Raw genomic sequence first — 18,444 nt, 5'->3', positions numbered from 1 at the left:
CAAAAAAATATCATGAAAAAAAGAGTTTTACTACTAAGTTTAGCCGCTATGATGGCCACAACATTTACAGTAACATCATGTACTAGTGATGATTTCGGAACTACTACTACTCAAAAAGGAGTTTTAACATTAAATTTCTCTGGTGAAAATATCTCAACTTATAAAAGTTTAGATATTGAGATCAGGGAAGTAAATACCGGCACTGTAATAAGAGAAAGCATTAAAAATGTCAATACATATTCTTTGCCTTTGGACTATGGTTCTTACAAAATTACAGTAAATGGTGCTGTTATTTCCGGTAATGAAGAAGTATCAGCCGGAGCTATGGCTCAAACCGACGTTGCTTTATCTGCTACCAAACTTAATATTCCAATCATTATTAAAAAATTCCATGATGACTTTATCATTGAAGAAGTTTTCTTTACAGGAGTTAAAACAGTTGAGGGTAAAAACTATAACTCAAGCCGTTATTTTAAGTTAACCAATAATACCAAGGAAGTATTATATGCTGACAAACTAATCATTGGGCAATCTGAATTCCTGACTGTAGAAGATAAAAATCCTACTCCATATAATGCTAACTTATCATTCCCGGTAAAAGCAGTGATGGTACTTCCCGGTTCTGGTACTCAATACCCTGTACAGCCTGGAGATTTCATCGTTATTGCAGACAACGCAATCAATCATAAAGCTCAAACCAGTACAGCATACGACCTTCACAATGCTAACTTTGAATACCCTTCTAACAATCCTGCATTAGGACAAGTAGATAACCCTTCTGTTCCCAATGCAAAAGTGATCTATTCACAAATGAACTTTAATATGTTCTTTTTACATGATCGTGGTTTTGAAAGTTATGTGATTGCACGTTTCCCATTCGATGAAAATGAAGAAAGCTTCCTGAAAAAAAACACCTATGAATATACTTATATCAACAGTGCTGGTGGAGTTACTGCAAAAAAAGCGTATTCCATTCCTAATTCATGGATTATTGATGGGGTAAACAACAGTATTTCTTCAAAATTTGCCCAGACATTAACTTCTGCAAGTATTGATGGTGGATGGACTTCTGTAGGAACTATTGATAAAGACCCTACCCGTTTCGGAAAATCAGTAAGACGTAAGGTAAACGGACAGATGACGAATGGTAGAAACCTTTATCTGGATACCAATAACTCATCTAATGACTTCGTGAAAGACGCTCAACCAAGTTTAAAAGACGGTATTGTTCACTAAAATACCGTTCGATATTCAACAGTAAATTATGTTACAAACAAAAACATTTTTCTGCTTATTATTGATTGGGGTTTCTTTAAGTACAAAGGCTCAGGATAGCCTAAGCCTTTTCAAAAAGCTCAATAATCAATATAATCAGGAAAGAGATTTTAAAAATACATTTTATTATAACCCGGCATCCATGTCGGGTTATAGTAATTCTTCATTTTCAGAATTTAGCGTCGGTTATCATGATAATAAAGATAACATTTACCGTCAACAACTGGGAAATGGAAATAAAGGACTGACAATAAAAGCGAAATCTTTTCAAAAGCTAAAGCCTAACCGTTTTGTATGGGGAAGCGCAAGTTATCAGAACTTAAAAACCAGCATCGTCAATTGGAACGAAACGTTAGATTATGACCGTATTGCACCTTATATTACTTCAGATTCCGTTGGCGGAAAATTAAATCTGGAACGATATCAGTTTGCCGGAGGATATCTTGAAAAAATAAACCGTTGGACCGTTGCCGGACAGGTAAGTTATTCTGCACAGATGGGATACCGTTCAAAAGATCCGAGGATGAAAAGCACAACTTCAGATCTAAAGATAAATGCTGGTGTAAACTACCAAGTCTTCAGAGAGTATGAAGTTGGAGTTTTTGGTGAATTTAATAAATACACTCAAAATAATTCAATCCAGTTTCAAAGCCTTTTGGGCAGACCTTATGTATATCTCATGTCAGGACTTGGCTTCTCTAATTATTTGTTTAATGGAGGAACTCGCCCGGCCAATACTTTCGAAGAATTTGCTTATAAAGGAGGAATTCAAATTTCCAACCAACAAGGAAGAGATTTCTACCTTCAGGCTTCAATGGGAAAATCCAGCAATATTAAAAGTTACAATGATAATTCCAACGAAAACCATAACATTTCTGATCTGAAAAATGAAAAGTTTGAATTGGAAGGAGCAAAGTTCTTTAATATTAATGATAAACACCGCGTTGGTTTATCAGCAGGATATGTTACATCCCGAAAAACAGGCTCTGAATATGGCTATTCTATGAATACCGCGATAATGACCCAAATCTTCAAAAGAGAAGCTTATCGCAGAGAAAATTACACAGCCTCTCTTAAAGGTTTTTATCAGTACAACCAGGAGAATTTCTCAATTACAGCAGTTCCTTTCTTGGGGTATGAAGAAATAAAAGAACGTAGACTTTACCCAAACTCAGGACAGAAATTCACATACTCCTATTTCGGGCTTAATGCTGATTACAAACAACAGATTAACAATAACCAGGCATTTACATTCCAACCTTATTTCAATAAAAGAATAGTGAACCAATCCATCAATGCTTTAAACACCACAGGAAATGCGGCTGTTGATGAATGGGTACTTCAGGACTATATCTTCCAGGCTAGTGATATTACAACATTAGGAGCCTCGGTAAGATATGATTTTAAACTGGATAAACTGCCTGCATTCTTTGTAAGCGCGCAATACCAGACCCAAAAAGTCCAGAAAAATAATAATAATTTTGTAGGTGCAAGCATAGGGATAACGTTTTAAACATGAAAAAACTAGTATATTGGGGATTAGGTGGTATTGTACTCACTTTATTAAGCTTTACACCTAAGGTCAATCGGGATTTACTGGACCTTCAGGATCCTACCATTGAAGATATTGTAAAGAGTTATAAAAAGGCAATTGCAGAATGGCCCAAACCGGATATTGATTATGGAGTACAATGGAAAGAATTCTCTCCTATTAAAAAAGACTCTGCATTTTTTGTAAATCAGGACAAGCCTACTGTTATTCTTGGGAAAATGCTATTCTTTGATCCCAAATTATCCCAGTCCAGCCAAATTTCATGCAGCTCATGTCATGATCCTGAAATGGGTTGGTCAGACCGAAGACAGGTAGCATTAGGAAATAATCACCTTCTGGGAAACAGAAATACACAATCTCTTTATAATATTGCAGAGAGGCAGATCTTTTTCTGGGATGGCAGAGCAAAGACTCTCGAAGAACAGGCTGCAGGACCACTCGGAGCACATCATGAAATGGCAATGGATGTCAAAGCATTACCCTCAAAAATACAATCCATAAAGGGATATAAGCCTCTTTTCAAAAATGCCTATGGTGATGAAAATGTAACCTATGACAGAATTGTAAAGGCCATTGCAGACTTTCAAAAAACTATTAAAAGCCAGCCAAGCCGTTTTGATAAATTTCTGGAAGGAAAATACAATGCCTTATCTGATGAAGAAATCTATGGGATGCACATTTTCAGAACAAAGGCACGCTGTATGAACTGTCATAGCGGACAATATCTTACAGACGAATCTTTTCATAATATTGGACTTACTTATTACAAAAGAAAATTTGAAGATCTGGGGTTGTATAATATCACCAAAAAAGCTGAAGATGTGGGAAAATTCAGAACCCCACAATTAAGAGACCTAATGCTCACCCAGCCATGGATGCATAATGGTTTTTTTGGAGAGTTGGAAGGTATCGTCAATATATACAACAGTGGAATGCATATGATAGATCCATCTCCTGAAGCTAAACAGAAAGATCCATTATATCCTGTAACAGATCCACTTTTAAAACCTTTAAATCTTACAAAAGAAGAAAAAAAAGCTTTAGTTTCTTTCCTTGAAGCTCTTTCAGGAACAAAATATAAAATGAGACGACCAGAATTTCCTGTAGAATAAAATGTATCCGGCATTTGCCGGATATTTTTGTATGGGAGTTTGAAGTTTTCAAGGATTTCTCCCACCAATTTAGATTTCACAACAATCTATATCTTCTGACTTCTCTTCCCCTCTTTCCTATCACGAGAAAAAACATTATTTTCGTTATAAATTCAGCACAACATGAAAATAGCTATTTTAGGAGCCGGAAATATGGGATTATCATTTTCAAAATCGTTTTTGAAATATGAACTTATTAAGCCTGAAAATCTTCATCTGATTACCAGAAGCCAAACAAAAATCTCCAAAATAGCAGAAGAATTTCCCAAATCAAAAACATCCACCTTTGAAGAAGTTGCAGAACTTGATGCTGACCTGATTATTATTGCTGTAAAACCACAGGATTTCCAGACAGTTGCTCAGAACTTCAGATTTACCTTAAAAGAGAATCAAATGGTTCTTTCCATAATGGCCGGAATTAATATTGAGAAAATCCAGAAAGCACTGAATCATTCCCTGGTTGTAAGAGCTATGCCTAACTCACCTACCCTTCTGGGCATGGGAATTACCGGCTATACAGCGGCAGATGGAATTTCCTTTAGCCAGCTTATCAACATTGAAAGGCTATTGAACAGTACGGGAAGATCAGTTTATTTGGAAGATGAGAATCTTTTAGATGGGGTTACTGCTCTTTCCGGAAGCGGACCTGCTTATTTCTACTATATTATTGATGCCATGATTAAAGCAGGAATTGAAATGGGAATTGAAGAAAACCTGTCCAAACTGTTTGTAAAGCAAACCATGCTGGGAGCCTATCATCTCATCAACAATTCTGAAAAAAATCTTGAAGAACTTATCAAAGACGTTGCATCCAAAGGGGGAACTACGGAAGCTGCTCTGAAGACTTTTGAAGAAAACAGTTTCAAAGAAATTTTAAAAAAAGGAATTTTAAATGCTGAAAAAAGAGCAAAGGAACTCAACAGCTAAATCTTTTTTCAATAAATCTGCAGCACAGCCAGCCTAAATACACTCCAAACGTATTTAGAAGGATATCATCTACCTCAAATATTCCCATTCTTGTAAAATACTGAAGTCCTTCCACTATGGTAATGGCAGGTATAAAAGTAAATAGTAAAGATTTTAGCTCTGTAAGTTTTGGAAAAATCCAGCCCAAAAACCCAAACGGAACAAACATCACTATATTTCCGAGGACTATAACAACAATGTCCTTCCAAGACATTGCCCCCTGAATAAACTTAATAGTAGAAAGTACAGGTTCCACCGTAATCAGATTATCTTCATACTGAAACCTGCCCATTCCGAAAAACATCAGATAAAGCAAAAACAAGGTATAGGGAACAATAACAATTTTATATAATTTCTTTAACATCGGATGCTAATATATTCATTTCAAAAACATTAATTTTGTATATTAAAATAATTTAATGAAATACGTTCTGCTAACACTTATTTCAGCAATGCTGCTGTCGGTCTCTTGGCCTACTTATGGAGTTCCGTTTTTTATATTTTTCGCACTCGTTCCCCTTCTGATGATGGAACATGGAATTTCAAAATTTTCAGACTATAAAAGAAAAGGCTGGATCATCTTCGGACTTTCCTATCTGTGTTTCGTGATTTGGAATATTGTCACTACAGGATGGCTGTATGGTTCTAAAAATCCGGACGGAAGTCATTCTATGATGGCTGTTGTGTTCCCGGTTCTTGTGAACTCACTTCTATATTCCTTGGTTTTCCAATGCTATCACTGGTATAAAAATGCTCAGGGAACTTATTGGGGATTAGGATTCTTTATTGCGATCTGGATGAGTTTTGAAAAATTCCATTTAGGTTGGGAACTTACCTGGCCATGGCTGAATTTAGGAAATGTATTTTCAGATTATCCAAAACTGATTCAGTGGTATGATACCCTGGGAGCAACCGGAGGAAGCTTCTGGATTTTATTAATCAACGTTCTTATTTTCTATACGGTAAGAACATGGGAAGCAGGAAGAAAGAAAAAAGACCTGATTAAAAATTCATCTATTATAGCAGCTTTAATTGCTGTTCCAATGATTATTTCTGTCATTAAGTATAACAGTTTTAATGAAAAACCATCTGGACAGGTGAATGTGCTGATGCTTCAACCCGATTTGGATCCTTACGCTGAAAAATATTCAAAAGACAGCTTAACCATTGAACAGGATCTTTTGGCTCTGGCTGAAAAAAACTCAACAACAAAAATAGATTATTATATTGCTCCTGAAACGGCACTACCCGGCAGAGGTTCTATTTCTGAAACCGGGATTGAGAAGAGCTTACTTTTAAATAATGTAAAGGATTTCTTATCTAAACACCCAGGATCTGTTTTTGCAACAGGAATCTCTTCCCACCGTTTATTTTTTGATCCTAAAACCTTACCAAAAGAAGCGTATGAAGTTAATCAAGGAGTTTGGGGAGCAAGTTACAATACAGCTATTCAGCTTGCGCCACAGCAGAAAACACAGATCTACCACAAAGGAAAACTGGTTCCAGGTGTTGAAATCTTCCCTTATATGAGTGTTTTAAAACCTATTTTAGGAGATGCCATGCTTAATTTAGGGGGAACAGTTGCTTCTTTAGGCACTGATAAAGAAAGAATATCATTTTCCAATCCTTACAACAAAGGAAGAATAGCCCCTATCATTTGCTACGAAAGTATTTATGGTGAGTTTGTTACAGATTATGTAAAAAAAGGAGCCAACTTCCTGGGCATTATGACCAATGATTCCTGGTGGGGTGTTACAGAAGGACACAAACAACTTTTATCTTATGCAAAATTAAGAGCTATTGAAACCCGAAGAGAAATTGCCCGTGCTGCCAACAGTGGAATTTCAGCACATATTAATGCAAAAGGAGAAATTGTTGCAGATACATTTTATGGAGACCAAACTGCATTATTCTCAAAAATTAACCTTTATGAAGGGATGACATTCTACTCAAGAGCAGGTGATCTTCTTTCCAGATTTTCAATATTCGCTTTAGGGTTTTTATTATTCTATTACCTTATAAAAAGATTTCAGGCAAGAATAAAGAAAGCATAGTGTTTAAGCGTCAGTCACGCTGATCATTACACTTAAAAATACAATCTGCGTTATCTGCAAGATCTTAGAGAAATTAAATTCTCACTGATTGAGCTGATGACGCAGATTCTTTTTAAACACAAATAACACTAATGTTTACGCCAATAACCACAAACTTCTGTGTAAATCTGCGAAATCTGTGGGAAATAAAACTCTAACCAATTGAACTGATAACACAGTTTTTTCTTAAACACCAATAACCACAAACATCTATACAAACCCCTGATATCTGTGAGAATAAAAAAGAGAAGCCAGCTGGACGTCTGACTTCTCTCAAGATAGAATAATGATTCAGTTAGTTATTTTATACTAAGTTTTTTGGTGGTTATTTCGTTTTTTATTTTCAGTTTTAATAGATATATACCTTTAGGGAGATGAGAAACATCAATAGACTGATCTGATTTTAAAATGATACTCATCTTTCTTCCTTCCATTGAATAGATTTCAGCATCTGAAACCTTCTCTCCTTTAATAAATACTTTATCAGAGGTTGGATTTGGATAAACAACAAGTTCTTGTTCTCTATTAACCGTATTTTCTCTGGTTGATAATGTTCCCTGTGTAGAAACATCAGAATATACCTTTGAGGCATCAATGGATCTTACACTCCAATATACGTTCTGAATAGACGGATCAAGATCCAGGAACCATGAAGGTGTAGTTACAATATATTTGGCAATATCCTGTGATCCTGGTGTAGATCCTACTTTAATTTCATAGCGTAATGCGTTCGTTGGAGTTTTATCATCTGTGGCTCCACTCCATGTAAAATTAAATCGGTTTCCGTTTTTAATCAGATTCAGATTTGTGGGTGCTGTTGGTTTTGCATTTTGCTCTGTAGAATTATTTTTAAACATTTTAGTCAAAGATGGGATACTTGGATTTGCCCAATCAAATCCTGCTAGTAAAACATCCAGATGATTGTCATTATTAAAATCGAACAATTGAATAAATCCCGGACCTCCTAAGCTGTGTATCCCACTCGTTGTACCTTCAGTAAATTGCTGATTAGTCACATTATATAAATAAGTTTTTACTACTGCATTATAATTCACATCACCGGAAATGATAAAATCATAATATCCATCATTGTTCAAATCCCCTACGCTGACAGACGCTTCAGAAATTCCTGTTGGAATCTGCTGAACCACGAAGGTTCCCGTTCCATCATTCATCATCACTGCAAGGTAAGGGTCATCATTAGGGTCTTTACCCACCACTACCATATCCTGAAAACCGTCTGCATTAAAATCAGCCACTTCCAGTTTTCCGGAAATTAAAGAATCCAACGCCTGCGTATGAACCAATGTACCATTCTGGTTGATATATACTTTAGAAACCGGATCACCGTTAATATCCGAACCTATAATAACAAGATCCAAAAGATGGTCATTATTAAGATCTATTACTTTAAAACTCCCGTTTTGAGTTCCATCAGCCCAGTTTTCAGTCATAGTAAAACCTGATCCTGTATTTTGATAAAAATCCACACTATTCCTAAAACCACCCCCATGGGCAAACTGAGTTCCGTTAATAGCATAGTCCTGTTTTCCATCATGATTAAAATCAAAAACTTCTAATGAACCATATATTTTTCCCGGAAGCTCATCTTGTCTCACAAAACCAACTCCAGTATTTTTAAAACGATAGTGCTTGTAGTTTACAATATCCATATAACTCAGCCCTGTAGAGATAATATCCATTAATCCATCATTATTAAAATCAATAAATCTTATATCTCCCAGATGGGTTACATCTCCTCCCAGATCGGTATAAGGCTGTAAAGTAGTCCCATTATTATTGTATACTTCATTATAGGTAGCATCAGGATTTCCATCTCCATCTGAATCTATGGCTCCATTCACTGCAATATCCAATGTTCCGTTATTGTCTACATCAGCAATATCCGCTGCTGAGAAATAAAAATTATTCATTCCGGTCTGTATCTCTGTAAAATTCTGAGCACATAAACCAACAGGCAGCATAGATAATAGAATATAAATTCTCTTCATAATTTTTATTTAGATTAATTAAAAACAAAGATAGAATATTAATTTTTCAGCTTAAAAAAAAGTGTGTATGAAATATATCAGCACTGATTTACTGCTATATCCCGGAAATTCGGATATTTTAAAAAATCAATATTTATAATCAGCCACTTATTTGCAAATATTTTCCAAAAGATTTGTCTATCTAAAAAATTCTTCGTTATTTTGCACTCTCAAATATTATACAAATAAGAACATCGAGATATGTCAAGAATTTGCCAAATAACAGGAAAGCGTGCAATGGTTGGTAACAACGTTTCTCACGCTAATAACAAAACGAAGCGTCGTTTTGAAATTAACTTATTAGAGAAGAAGTTTTACCTTCCAGAGCAAGATAAGCACGTTACACTGAAAGTATCAGCTCATGGATTGAGAGTGATTAACAAGATTGGAATCGAGGAAGCTATTGAAAGAGCTACTAGAAACGGATTGATTAAAAAGAATTAATAAATCATGGCAAAAAAAGGAAATAGAGTTCAAGTAATCCTTGAATGTACAGAGCACAAAGAAAGCGGTATGCCAGGAATGTCTAGATACATTTCTACAAAAAATAAAAAGAACACTACAGAGAGATTGGAATTGAAAAAATACAATCCTGTTCTTAAGAGATCTACCCTTCACAAAGAAATCAAGTAATTTATAAATATAATTTACAATGGCAAAGAAAGTAGTAGCAACCCTACAAACTGGGTCTAAAAAAATGACTAAAGTGGTGAAAATGGTGAAGTCTTCTAAATCAGGAGCTTACGTTTTCGAAGAAAAAGTAATGAATGCTGATGAAGTAGATGGTTTTTTGAAAAAATAATCAATACTTTATTTACAATATAAAAAACTACTCATATTTTGGGTAGTTTTTTTGTTATCTTTGTTCACCAGATTATTAATCAATGAAATATGAAGAAGATTCTTGTTCTGATAGGTACAGTTATTTTTCAATTTTCATTCAGTCAGAAAATAATGAACCCTACAGAATACAAAAGTTCACCAAAAGTTTTCAGTATTCCTGGATTATCACAATCAGTAAGCATTGATTGCGGTACGTCCAGAATGATTTTATTATCTGGTCAGGTTCCTTTAGATTCAAAAGGAAACCTGGTGGGAAACAATGTAGAGGAACAGACACATCAGATTTTCAGAAATATTGAAAATATTCTGCAGGAGTATGGAGGTTCAGGAAAAGACATTGTCAGGCTTGGAATTTTCATCACAGATATATCAAAAACCCCGGATTTCAGAAAAGTGAGGGATCAGTATATCAACCTACAGAATCCACCTGTAAGCAGCCTTGTAGAAGCAAGCAAGCTGTTCAGAAATGATGTATTGATAGAAGTAGAAGCCACAGCAGTGATTACAAACAAAAGATAAGAATAAACTAAAACTATGAGTTGGTTTAAAAATATTTTCAAAAAGGAAGAAAAAGAAACTCTTGATAAAGGATTGGAAAAATCCAGCCAGGGATTCTTTGAAAAAATGACGAAGGCCGTAGTCGGTAAAAGCAAAGTAGATGATGAAGTTCTGGATGATCTGGAAGAAGTACTTATTGCATCAGACGTAGGCGCTTCCACTACCATTAAAATCATAGAAAGAATTGAAGAACGTGTAGCCCGCGACAAATATGTTGGGGTAAACGAACTGGACAGTATTCTTCGTGAGGAAATTTCAGGATTACTGCTTGAAAACCCTCATGCAGGAACCGGCAATATCGATACTTCAAAAAAACCTTACGTAATTATGGTTGTGGGAGTAAATGGTGTTGGAAAAACAACCACTATTGGAAAACTGGCTCATCAGTTTAAATCTGAAGGTAAAAAAGTAGTTCTTGGAGCTGCAGATACGTTTAGAGCTGCTGCAGTTGATCAACTTACCATCTGGAGTGAAAGAGTGGGCGTTTCTATTGTAAAACAGGAAATGGGATCAGATCCTGCTTCTGTAGCTTTTGATACGGTACAGAGTGCTGTAGCTCAAAATGCAGACGTTGTTATCATTGATACTGCGGGAAGGCTTCATAATAAGATCAATCTGATGAACGAGCTTTCTAAGATTAAAAGAGTAATGCAAAAAGTGATTCCTGATGCACCTCATGAAATCTTATTGGTACTTGACGGTTCTACAGGACAGAATGCATTTGAACAGGCTAAGCAGTTTACTGCAGCGACTGAAGTGAATGCTTTAGCCGTAACAAAACTAGACGGAACAGCAAAAGGTGGTGTTGTAATTGGTATCTCAGATCAGTTTCAAATTCCGGTAAAATATATAGGTGTTGGAGAAAAAATGCAGGATCTGCAGCTTTTCAATGGTACGGAATTTGTAGACTCATTCTTCAAGAAAAGATGATTTATATCATGTTTTCCCTTATATTAGTAAACAAATCAATTTTAAATATTAATCATTAAAAAATTTGCAACTATGGGAATTATAACATGGATCTTATTCGGTCTTATTGCAGGTGCAATCGCTAAAATGATCATGCCGGGAACTCAGGGAGGAGGTTGGCTAATCACCATTATCCTTGGAATTCTAGGCGCATTTGTAGGAGGAGCTATAGGAGTTTACATTCTACATTGGGGAGACGTTACCTCATTCTGGAATCCAAGAAGCTGGATTCTTGCCATTGGAGGAGCTTTGGTTATCCTCTGGATATACGGAATGGCTACAAAGAAAAGCTAATGTAACGCTGATAAAAAATAAAATCCCGGATCTGAAATTCAGATCCGGGATTTTCGTGTACAATATAATTTAGTTAGTTGTTGATTCTAATCTGGTAAGGCATTTCCATTTTTACCTCAGACTGTAATTTTTTGTCAGTAATCTGCTGCAGGATTTCATAGTTAGACTTCCCTATTTTATTTTTGATAATTCTTGCAGAGATATCTTCTTCATTAAGATCTTTAAAGATCTGCTCAAAAGGAGTCATTTTCTTAGGATAAGATTCTACGTAGTAAGATTTCACTCCTGCTTTCTGTGCTGCAAACTTTACAGCATCGTTAAGTGTACCTAACTCATCTACCAATCCAATTTCTTTTGCACGGACACCGCTCCATACTCTACCGCCACCTACATTATCAATCTGCTCGAATGCTTTCTTTCTGTTCTGCGTAACAAAATGTACAAATCTTTTATAAGTACCTTCCACACTTCTCGTCATCATGTTTACTCCATAAGGGGTAACACCGTTTAATCCTGAATAATACGTTGAGTTAGCATTTGTTGCAACAACATCTGCACGGATACCATTCTTGTTTGCAATATCTTTATAATAAGGCAACACTCCAAATACCCCGATAGAACCTGTAAGTGTATTAGGTTCAGAATAAATTTTATCCGCTGCCATAGCTACATAATAACCACCTGAAGCTGCGTAATCACCAAAAGATACAATCAGTGGCTTCTTCTTTTTCAGTTTCTGTAATTCAAACAAAATTTCATCTGAAGCATTCGCACTTCCGCCAGGAGAATTGATTCTGAAAACAACCGCCTTCACCTTATCATCTTCCTGAAGTTTTTTAATGTATTTCACATACTTTTCAGAGTGAATATCATTGTATTCGTCTCCATTATTAATAGAACCTGATGCATATAATACAGCCACTTTTTCTCCGGACTTATCTTCATCAGCAAAAGAACTGATATAGTTTGTTAAAGAAACCTTATTCAGTTTTTCTTTATCCTTTACATTCAACTTCATTTTAAGCATATCTTCATATTCAGATTTCTGAATAAGTTTATCTGCCAGTTTATATTTTAATCCCTGCTCAGGAATCATTCCGTACAAGCTGTCAACAATCGTTCTGAATTGAGCAGTATCAATTTTTCTGGAAGTTGCCATTTTATAAGATGTATTTTTCCAAAGGTCGTTTAGTAATGTACTTAACTGTTCTTTATTTTCAGGAGAAATATCATTTCTTAAGAAAGGTTCCACCGCAGACTTGAATTTCCCGTGACGGATCACCTCTATTCCAATCCCATATTTATCTGCAAAGTCTTTAAAGAAGGTAACCTCAGTAGAAAGACCTTTTAACTCTATACCACCTGCAGGATGAAGATAATACTGATCAGCTACAGATCCCAGATAATAAGCAGACTGTGATACTCCATTTCCGTAAGCATATACAAATTTCCCGCTTTTTTTGAAATCTTCAATAGCATTTCTAAGATCATCAATTTGGGTAAGCCCTGCATTCAGGTCATCTGTCTCAATACTGATCCCTTTAATATTATCATCCGTTTTAGCTTTATTAATGGCCTCAAGTACATCATACAAAAGAACATTTTTATTCTGGCTGCCTAAACCAAACAGATCCATCTGTTCTTCTGTAGGGCTGTCTATTATATTAGTCTTTAAATTAATCGTTAGAACCGAATTCTTTTTCACCGCTCCCGACTTGTCACTTCCCATAGAACTGAACACAAGCATCATAATAAAAAAGACGAAAAATACAGCGCAAAGTATGATTATTGCTACTATATTTGCCAAAACATTTTTAAAGAAACTTCTCATAAATCAATCAATTTTCCAATATGTCGCAGCAAAAGGTAGTTTTGTTACTAGGAAGTAACCTTGGAGAGCAAAAAAAATATAGAGCTTGCTTTACAGAAGATAAGTGATGCCGGAAACCACATTTCACAGATAAGCGAATTTTTGATGTCTGATCCCGTAGAATTTGTCAGTTCCAATATTTTTTGTAATATTGCAGCAATAATATTCACGCATCTTTCACCAATTCAATTGCTTGATTGTATTAAAAACATTGAAGTTGAAATGGGAAGAATTAATGATTCAAAAGTATCAGGTGGTTACACAGACAGGGTAATAGATATTGATATCATTAAGTATAATGAATTAAACTTTACATCAGAAAGATTAAATATCCCTCATAAAAAACATCTTTTTGAAAGGGAATTTTCAAGAATATTATTAAAGGATTTTATTTAAAACATAAAACATATTGTATGAAATTAGGTTTATTATTATTGGCTACAACCTTGCCAATTGCTGCTTTCGCACAAAGTAGCAGTACTACAGTAAACTCTTCTACTGAGTATCCTAATACATTCTCTTCAGGCTCCGCTAACGTACAACCTTTTGACAACAAAGCAAGACGCTTCAGAGATTGGTCTATTTCAGTAGGTGGAGGACCGGCATTTATGGTTCACTCTGACCTTAAATCTCTTCGTAAAGATAAAACCAACTGGGGTTATAATGCTTATATCAGTATTGATAAGCAGATTTCACATACTTTTGGTTTAAGTGTAATGTACACCAGAGGAGAAACGAAACAAACAGGACAACTTCCGGGTGCTGCGGGTGTAGCTGCAGGAATTGCCACTGCAACAACGCAATTTGACCAAATTGCTTTAATGGGAGACATCAACTTCTCTAACCTATTAAGAAGAGTTGACAATCATTCCCCTTACAGATGGGCTTTACATGGATATATGGGTGTGGGTCTTCAGGGATTCAGAACTTCATTACATGACAATAATGAGCTTAGATGGAGTGATACTCCTAAAAGAGCACCTTTGTTCATCAAACAGGACTTGGATATTAACTCCATATTCTACCAGGGAGGTATTGGTTTAAAATATAACGTTTCAAAACTTATTGACGTTGAAGCAAGAACCATGTATATCATCAGTGGTGATGACGAGTTTGATGGTGGCGGATGGGCTGGTCCTGGCGATTATGATCCTGCTGCAAAAGGTTCACATTACAACATGTTAAATCCTAGAAGATCAGACAATGCATGGACAGTAACTTTAGGTGTATCCTTCAAATTAGGAAAGCACCTGTCTCATTTAGCTTGGCATGATCCACTTCAGGAAGCATACTACAGAACTAATGTTTTAGAAAACGCATCTACAGATCTTGTAGTTTGTGAAAAAGGAGATGCTGACAATGACGGAGTATGTGATGACTGGGACAGACAGCTTGACACTCCTGCAGGAGCAAGAGTAGATGGTGCTGGTGTTGCTCTAGATATGGATCTGGATGGTGTTATTGACCTTTATGATAAATGTGTAACAGTTCCTGGACCTGTTGAAAACAACGGATGTCCAATCAAATAATATATAAAAGCCAACAACAGCTTTTGTAAAAAATCAAAATTAAATAATACACGATGAAATTAAGTTTAGCAATTGTTGCTTTAGCTTTGACAATCCCTACAGTCAGCTATGCGCAGGATTCAGCAGCAGCTACAGACGGAAAGTATCCCAATACCTTCTCTTCAGGTTCTGCTAATGTTTCCCCATTTAATAATCAGTCAAAAAGATTTAATGACTGGTCTATTTCAGTTGGAGCTGGAGTACCATTACTTCAGTCAGCAGATTTAACATCCATCAAAAATGGTAATGGTAAAAACCTGTTTGGATACTCAGCTTATGTAAGTATTGATAAAGCGATTACCCATGCTTTCGGGATCAACTTACAATATGACAGAGGTGAAACAAGACAGGGATGGTTCAATACTAAAGACTCTGCACCTAACGCTACTGCAGTAGGAGCAAGAACTCAATATGACGCGATCTCCCTTTTAGGAGATGTTAACTTCTCTAATCTTTTAAGAAGAGTTGATAATCATTCTCCTTACAGATGGGCACTTCACGGATATGCAGGTATTGGTACTATTGCCTACAGAGCATATCAGAAAACTAACAAAGGACAGGTATTAGCTACTGAAGTTAAGCCATTTGAACTAGGTTCAATGTTTATGCAGGCTGGTGCCGGTCTTAAATTCAAAATAAACAGAAGAATTGATCTTGAAGGAAGATTAATGTATGTAGTAACCGGTGATGATGAATTTGATGGTGGCGGTCAGGCATACAGCGATATCAACAAACGTTCAGAGCAGGTTTCTGATAACTTCTTCAACGCTACTTTAGGTCTTTCTTTCAAATTAGGAAAACACGAATCTCACTTAATGTGGCACGACCCACTTCAGGAAATCTATTACAAACTTGATGTACTGGCTAATAAAAATCAGGATATCGAAGTATGTAAAAAAGGTGATGCTGATAACGACGGGGTATGTGACGATTGGGACAGACAGCTTGATACTCCTGCAGGAGCTAGAGTGGATGGTGCCGGTGTTGCTCTTGATACAGACCTTGATGGTGTTATTGACCTTTACGATAAGTGTGTAACAGTTCCTGGACCAGTTGAAAACAACGGTTGTCCTGTGAAAAAAGACAATAATCAGACTGCTGTAGAAGTAGAAAAAACCCTTAAGGATATCTACTTTAACTTTAATAAAGCAACCATCAGACCTGAATCTAACAGTAAATTAGACCTTGCTGCTTCAATTATCAAAGAAAACGGCGGAAACTACTTACTGACAGGACATACTGATATTAAAGGAAATGCAGCATACAACCTAAGATTATCTAAAGAAAGGGCTGCTGCTGTAGTAGGTGCTCTGGAAAACAGAGGTATAAGCGAAAGCGTACTGAAATCAAGAGGTGTAGGTTCTGCAGAAGCTACTATACCAGCATCAGCTTCAGATGCTGAAAGATTAGCAGACAGAAAAGTTACGGTAAGATTTGTAGAAAGCTCAGAATGGAATTCTATCAAAAAGAAAGACTATGAAGATGCTCCTGTAAAAAAACCAGTAAAAAAAGCTCCGGCTAAGAAAAAGAAAAAATAATTTCTTAAATATTCATAAACCGAAAAGAATTACTCTTTTCGGTTTATTTTTTTCAACTACGACTTTTTTTACATACCTTTATATCATTTTCCGGGCAATAGGTAGAGAATCATTAAGATACAGCCATTATTGTTTTGAAAAAAATAACACAAAAATCACTTTTTAGCGTAAAAAAATCATTTAAAATAACTTAACTAAAAAAATAACACTATGAAATTAAGTTTAGCAATTGCTGCTTTAGCATTGGCGATTCCTACGGCCAGCTATGCACAAGACTCAACGGCAGTTTCAAAAGGAGAGTATCCCAATACGTTCTCGTCTGGGTCTGCCAACGTTTCCCCATTTAACAATCAGTCAAAAAGATTTAATGACTGGTCTATTTCTGCGGGGGTTGGAGTTCCATTACTTCAATCAGCTGATTTAACATCCATCAAAAATGGTAATGGTAAGAACCTTTTTGGATATTCAGCCTATATCAGTATTGATAAAGCGATTACCCATGCTTTTGGGATCAACTTACAATATGACAGAGGTGAAACAAGACAGGGATGGTTCAATACTAAAGACTCTGCACCTAACGCTACAGCTGTAGGAGCAAGAACTCAGTATGATGCAATCTCCCTTTTAGGAGATGTTAACTTCTCTAACCTTTTGAGAAGAGTTGACAATCATTCTCCTTACAGATGGGCACTTCACGGATATGCAGGTATCGGTACGATTGCCTACAGAGCCTACCAGAAAGATATTAAAGGACAGGTATTAGCTACTGAAGTTAAACCATTTGAACTAGGTTCAATGTTTATGCAGGCTGGTGCTGGTCTTAAATTCAAAATAAACAGAAGAATTGATCTTGAAGGAAGATTAATGTATGTAGTAACCGGTGATGATGAATTTGATGGTGGTGGTCAGGCATACAGTGATATCAACAAACGTTCGGAGCAGGTTTCTGATAACTTCTTCAACGCTACTTTAGGTCTTTCTGTAAAATTAGGAAAACACGAATCTCACTTAATGTGGCACGACCCACTTCAGGAAATCTATTACAAACTTGATGTACTGGCTAATAAAAACCAGGATATTGAAGTATGTAAAAAAGGTGATGCTGATAACGACGGGGTATGTGACGATTGGGACAGACAACTTGACACTCCTGCAGGAGCTAGAGTGGATGGTGCCGGTGTTGCTCTTGATACAGACCTTGATGGTGTTATTGACCTTTACGACAAGTGTGTAACAGTTCCTGGACCAGTTGAAAACAATGGTTGTCCTACTACCACTACAGGACCGGTAGTAGAAACAGAAACTAAATTGGAAGGAATTGAATTTGACTTAAATTCTGACAGAATTTTACCTTCAAACACTCCTATCTTAAATAACGCTGTAAACTATATCAATTCTTCAAGCGGTTCTTACAATGTTGTAGGAGCTACTGATACAAGAGGTACAGATGCTTACAACCAAAAACTATCTCAGAGAAGAGCAAACAACGTTAAGAATTATCTGGTGAAAAACGGAGTTCAGTCTGGTAAATTAAACGCTGTAGGTAAAGGTGAAAAAGACCTTAAATATCCTGAGTGCGAACCAGCAACGAAGTGCCCTGAGTGGAAAAACAGAGCCAACAGAAGAGTATACTTCGAAGCTAAATAATAAACTTATTAACTTATTATATAAAAGTCACGCATTGCGTGGCTTTTTTTGTCCTGATACTTTCCTTAT

The 18,444-nt window shown here is 36.0% G+C and carries 18 protein-coding genes; 15 read left to right on the top strand and 3 right to left on the bottom strand.

Features of this window, described 5'->3' with window-relative positions; all coding sequences use genetic code 11:
- Positions 1 to 12: 12 nt before the first annotated feature.
- The 4 genes from BOQ64_RS07630 (at position 13) to proC (ending at position 4,905) form a co-directional block, all read left to right on the top strand.
- Complete coding sequence (locus tag BOQ64_RS07630) at positions 13 to 1,236, top strand: DUF4876 domain-containing protein (RefSeq protein WP_129054695.1); 1,224 nt, start codon at positions 13 to 15, stop codon at positions 1,234 to 1,236.
- A 28-nt stretch (positions 1,237 to 1,264) separates the two neighbouring features.
- A complete protein-coding gene (locus BOQ64_RS07625; protein ID WP_129059675.1) occupies positions 1,265 to 2,788 on the top strand; it encodes a DUF6850 family outer membrane beta-barrel protein in 1,524 nt (507 codons plus the stop codon).
- Between the two features lie 2 nt (positions 2,789 to 2,790).
- The gene (locus BOQ64_RS07620) at positions 2,791 to 3,939 is read left to right on the top strand and encodes a cytochrome-c peroxidase (RefSeq protein ID WP_129054691.1); all 1,149 of its coding nucleotides are present in this window, start codon (positions 2,791 to 2,793) and stop codon (positions 3,937 to 3,939) included.
- A gap of 162 nt (positions 3,940 to 4,101) precedes the next feature.
- Entirely contained in the window at positions 4,102 to 4,905 is an 804-nt protein-coding gene (gene proC / locus BOQ64_RS07615) for a pyrroline-5-carboxylate reductase (protein ID WP_129054689.1), read from the top strand.
- On the opposite strand, the gene BOQ64_RS07610 is transcribed toward proC, so the two are convergent.
- A complete protein-coding gene (locus BOQ64_RS07610; RefSeq protein ID WP_129054687.1) occupies positions 4,895 to 5,308 on the bottom strand; it encodes a VanZ family protein in 414 nt (137 codons plus the stop codon). The genes proC and BOQ64_RS07610 overlap by 11 nt on opposite strands.
- A gap of 55 nt (positions 5,309 to 5,363) precedes the next feature.
- Here BOQ64_RS07610 and lnt point away from each other — a divergent pair, with 55 nt between their 5' ends.
- Positions 5,364 to 6,998 carry an apolipoprotein N-acyltransferase gene (gene lnt / locus BOQ64_RS07605; protein WP_129054685.1) on the top strand — a complete coding sequence of 545 codons (1,635 nt, stop codon included), beginning with the start codon at positions 5,364 to 5,366 and terminating at the stop codon, positions 6,996 to 6,998.
- Positions 6,999 to 7,336: 338 nt separating this feature from the next.
- Here lnt and BOQ64_RS07600 read toward each other — a convergent pair whose 3' ends face one another.
- A complete protein-coding gene (locus BOQ64_RS07600) occupies positions 7,337 to 9,049 on the bottom strand; it encodes a T9SS type A sorting domain-containing protein (protein ID WP_228448262.1) in 1,713 nt (570 codons plus the stop codon).
- Positions 9,050 to 9,289: 240 nt separating this feature from the next.
- Here BOQ64_RS07600 and rpmB point away from each other — a divergent pair, with 240 nt between their 5' ends.
- The 6 genes from rpmB (at position 9,290) to BOQ64_RS07570 (ending at position 11,752) form a co-directional block, all read left to right on the top strand.
- Positions 9,290 to 9,532, top strand: a complete 243-nt coding sequence (gene rpmB / locus BOQ64_RS07595; RefSeq protein ID WP_002976757.1) for a 50S ribosomal protein L28 — start codon at positions 9,290 to 9,292, stop codon at positions 9,530 to 9,532.
- Positions 9,533 to 9,538: 6 nt separating this feature from the next.
- Positions 9,539 to 9,721, top strand: a complete 183-nt coding sequence (gene rpmG, locus BOQ64_RS07590) for a 50S ribosomal protein L33 (protein WP_027373683.1) — start codon at positions 9,539 to 9,541, stop codon at positions 9,719 to 9,721.
- Between the two features lie 19 nt (positions 9,722 to 9,740).
- Positions 9,741 to 9,890, top strand: a complete 150-nt coding sequence (locus BOQ64_RS07585; protein WP_065395045.1) for a DUF4295 family protein — start codon at positions 9,741 to 9,743, stop codon at positions 9,888 to 9,890.
- Between the two features lie 89 nt (positions 9,891 to 9,979).
- Positions 9,980 to 10,450 (top strand): RidA family protein, encoded by a 471-nt coding sequence (locus BOQ64_RS07580; RefSeq protein ID WP_129054683.1) that lies wholly within the window; start codon positions 9,980 to 9,982, stop codon positions 10,448 to 10,450.
- Between the two features lie 15 nt (positions 10,451 to 10,465).
- On the top strand, positions 10,466 to 11,419 hold the full coding sequence (gene ftsY, locus BOQ64_RS07575) for a signal recognition particle-docking protein FtsY (RefSeq protein ID WP_129054681.1): 954 nt from the start codon (positions 10,466 to 10,468) through the stop codon (positions 11,417 to 11,419).
- A gap of 72 nt (positions 11,420 to 11,491) precedes the next feature.
- Positions 11,492 to 11,752: a GlsB/YeaQ/YmgE family stress response membrane protein gene (locus tag BOQ64_RS07570; RefSeq protein ID WP_129054679.1), complete on the top strand. Its 261-nt coding sequence runs from the start codon at positions 11,492 to 11,494 to the stop codon at positions 11,750 to 11,752.
- Between the two features lie 73 nt (positions 11,753 to 11,825).
- Here BOQ64_RS07570 and sppA read toward each other — a convergent pair whose 3' ends face one another.
- Positions 11,826 to 13,583, bottom strand: coding sequence for a signal peptide peptidase SppA (sppA, locus tag BOQ64_RS07565; protein ID WP_129054677.1), 1,758 nt, complete (start codon positions 13,581 to 13,583; stop codon positions 11,826 to 11,828).
- A 60-nt stretch (positions 13,584 to 13,643) separates the two neighbouring features.
- Here sppA and folK point away from each other — a divergent pair, with 60 nt between their 5' ends.
- The 4 genes from folK to BOQ64_RS07545 all read left to right on the top strand — a co-directional run bounded on the left by folK (position 13,644) and on the right by BOQ64_RS07545 (position 18,375).
- Entirely contained in the window at positions 13,644 to 14,018 is a 375-nt protein-coding gene (folK, locus tag BOQ64_RS07560; RefSeq protein WP_317127567.1) for a 2-amino-4-hydroxy-6-hydroxymethyldihydropteridine diphosphokinase, read from the top strand.
- 17 nt (positions 14,019 to 14,035) lie between these two features.
- Complete coding sequence (locus tag BOQ64_RS07555; RefSeq protein WP_129054676.1) at positions 14,036 to 15,151, top strand: OmpA family protein; 1,116 nt, start codon at positions 14,036 to 14,038, stop codon at positions 15,149 to 15,151.
- A 53-nt stretch (positions 15,152 to 15,204) separates the two neighbouring features.
- Positions 15,205 to 16,728 carry an OmpA family protein gene (locus BOQ64_RS07550; protein ID WP_129054674.1) on the top strand — a complete coding sequence of 508 codons (1,524 nt, stop codon included), beginning with the start codon at positions 15,205 to 15,207 and terminating at the stop codon, positions 16,726 to 16,728.
- Between the two features lie 210 nt (positions 16,729 to 16,938).
- Positions 16,939 to 18,375: an OmpA family protein gene (locus tag BOQ64_RS07545; protein ID WP_129054672.1), complete on the top strand. Its 1,437-nt coding sequence runs from the start codon at positions 16,939 to 16,941 to the stop codon at positions 18,373 to 18,375.
- Positions 18,376 to 18,444 lie beyond the last annotated feature (69 nt).

It is taken from the genome of Chryseobacterium sp. CH25, assembly GCF_004119455.1.
In the GTDB taxonomy this organism is placed as follows: domain Bacteria; phylum Bacteroidota; class Bacteroidia; order Flavobacteriales; family Weeksellaceae; genus Chryseobacterium.
The sequence above is the reverse complement of the archived record's forward strand: the minus strand, read 5'-3'. Positions and strand labels throughout refer to the sequence as shown.

Bases quoted from the DNA above. Each gene is read 5' to 3' on its own strand.
- BOQ64_RS07630 (WP_129054695.1), top strand. From the start codon at position 13: ATGAAAAAAAGAGTTTTACTACTAAGTTTAGCCGCTATGATGGCCACA.
- BOQ64_RS07625 (WP_129059675.1), top strand. From the start codon at position 1,265: ATGTTACAAACAAAAACATTTTTCTGCTTATTATTGATTGGGGTTTCT.
- BOQ64_RS07620 (WP_129054691.1), top strand. From the start codon at position 2,791: ATGAAAAAACTAGTATATTGGGGATTAGGTGGTATTGTACTCACTTTA.
- proC (WP_129054689.1), top strand. From the start codon at position 4,102: ATGAAAATAGCTATTTTAGGAGCCGGAAATATGGGATTATCATTTTCA.
- BOQ64_RS07610 (WP_129054687.1), bottom strand. From the start codon at position 5,308: ATGTTAAAGAAATTATATAAAATTGTTATTGTTCCCTATACCTTGTTT.
- lnt (WP_129054685.1), top strand. From the start codon at position 5,364: ATGAAATACGTTCTGCTAACACTTATTTCAGCAATGCTGCTGTCGGTC.
- BOQ64_RS07600 (WP_228448262.1), bottom strand. From the start codon at position 9,049: ATGAAGAGAATTTATATTCTATTATCTATGCTGCCTGTTGGTTTATGT.
- rpmB (WP_002976757.1), top strand. From the start codon at position 9,290: ATGTCAAGAATTTGCCAAATAACAGGAAAGCGTGCAATGGTTGGTAAC.
- rpmG (WP_027373683.1), top strand. From the start codon at position 9,539: ATGGCAAAAAAAGGAAATAGAGTTCAAGTAATCCTTGAATGTACAGAG.
- BOQ64_RS07585 (WP_065395045.1), top strand. From the start codon at position 9,741: ATGGCAAAGAAAGTAGTAGCAACCCTACAAACTGGGTCTAAAAAAATG.
- BOQ64_RS07580 (WP_129054683.1), top strand. From the start codon at position 9,980: ATGAAGAAGATTCTTGTTCTGATAGGTACAGTTATTTTTCAATTTTCA.
- ftsY (WP_129054681.1), top strand. From the start codon at position 10,466: ATGAGTTGGTTTAAAAATATTTTCAAAAAGGAAGAAAAAGAAACTCTT.
- BOQ64_RS07570 (WP_129054679.1), top strand. From the start codon at position 11,492: ATGGGAATTATAACATGGATCTTATTCGGTCTTATTGCAGGTGCAATC.
- sppA (WP_129054677.1), bottom strand. From the start codon at position 13,583: ATGAGAAGTTTCTTTAAAAATGTTTTGGCAAATATAGTAGCAATAATC.
- BOQ64_RS07555 (WP_129054676.1), top strand. From the start codon at position 14,036: ATGAAATTAGGTTTATTATTATTGGCTACAACCTTGCCAATTGCTGCT.
- BOQ64_RS07550 (WP_129054674.1), top strand. From the start codon at position 15,205: ATGAAATTAAGTTTAGCAATTGTTGCTTTAGCTTTGACAATCCCTACA.
- BOQ64_RS07545 (WP_129054672.1), top strand. From the start codon at position 16,939: ATGAAATTAAGTTTAGCAATTGCTGCTTTAGCATTGGCGATTCCTACG.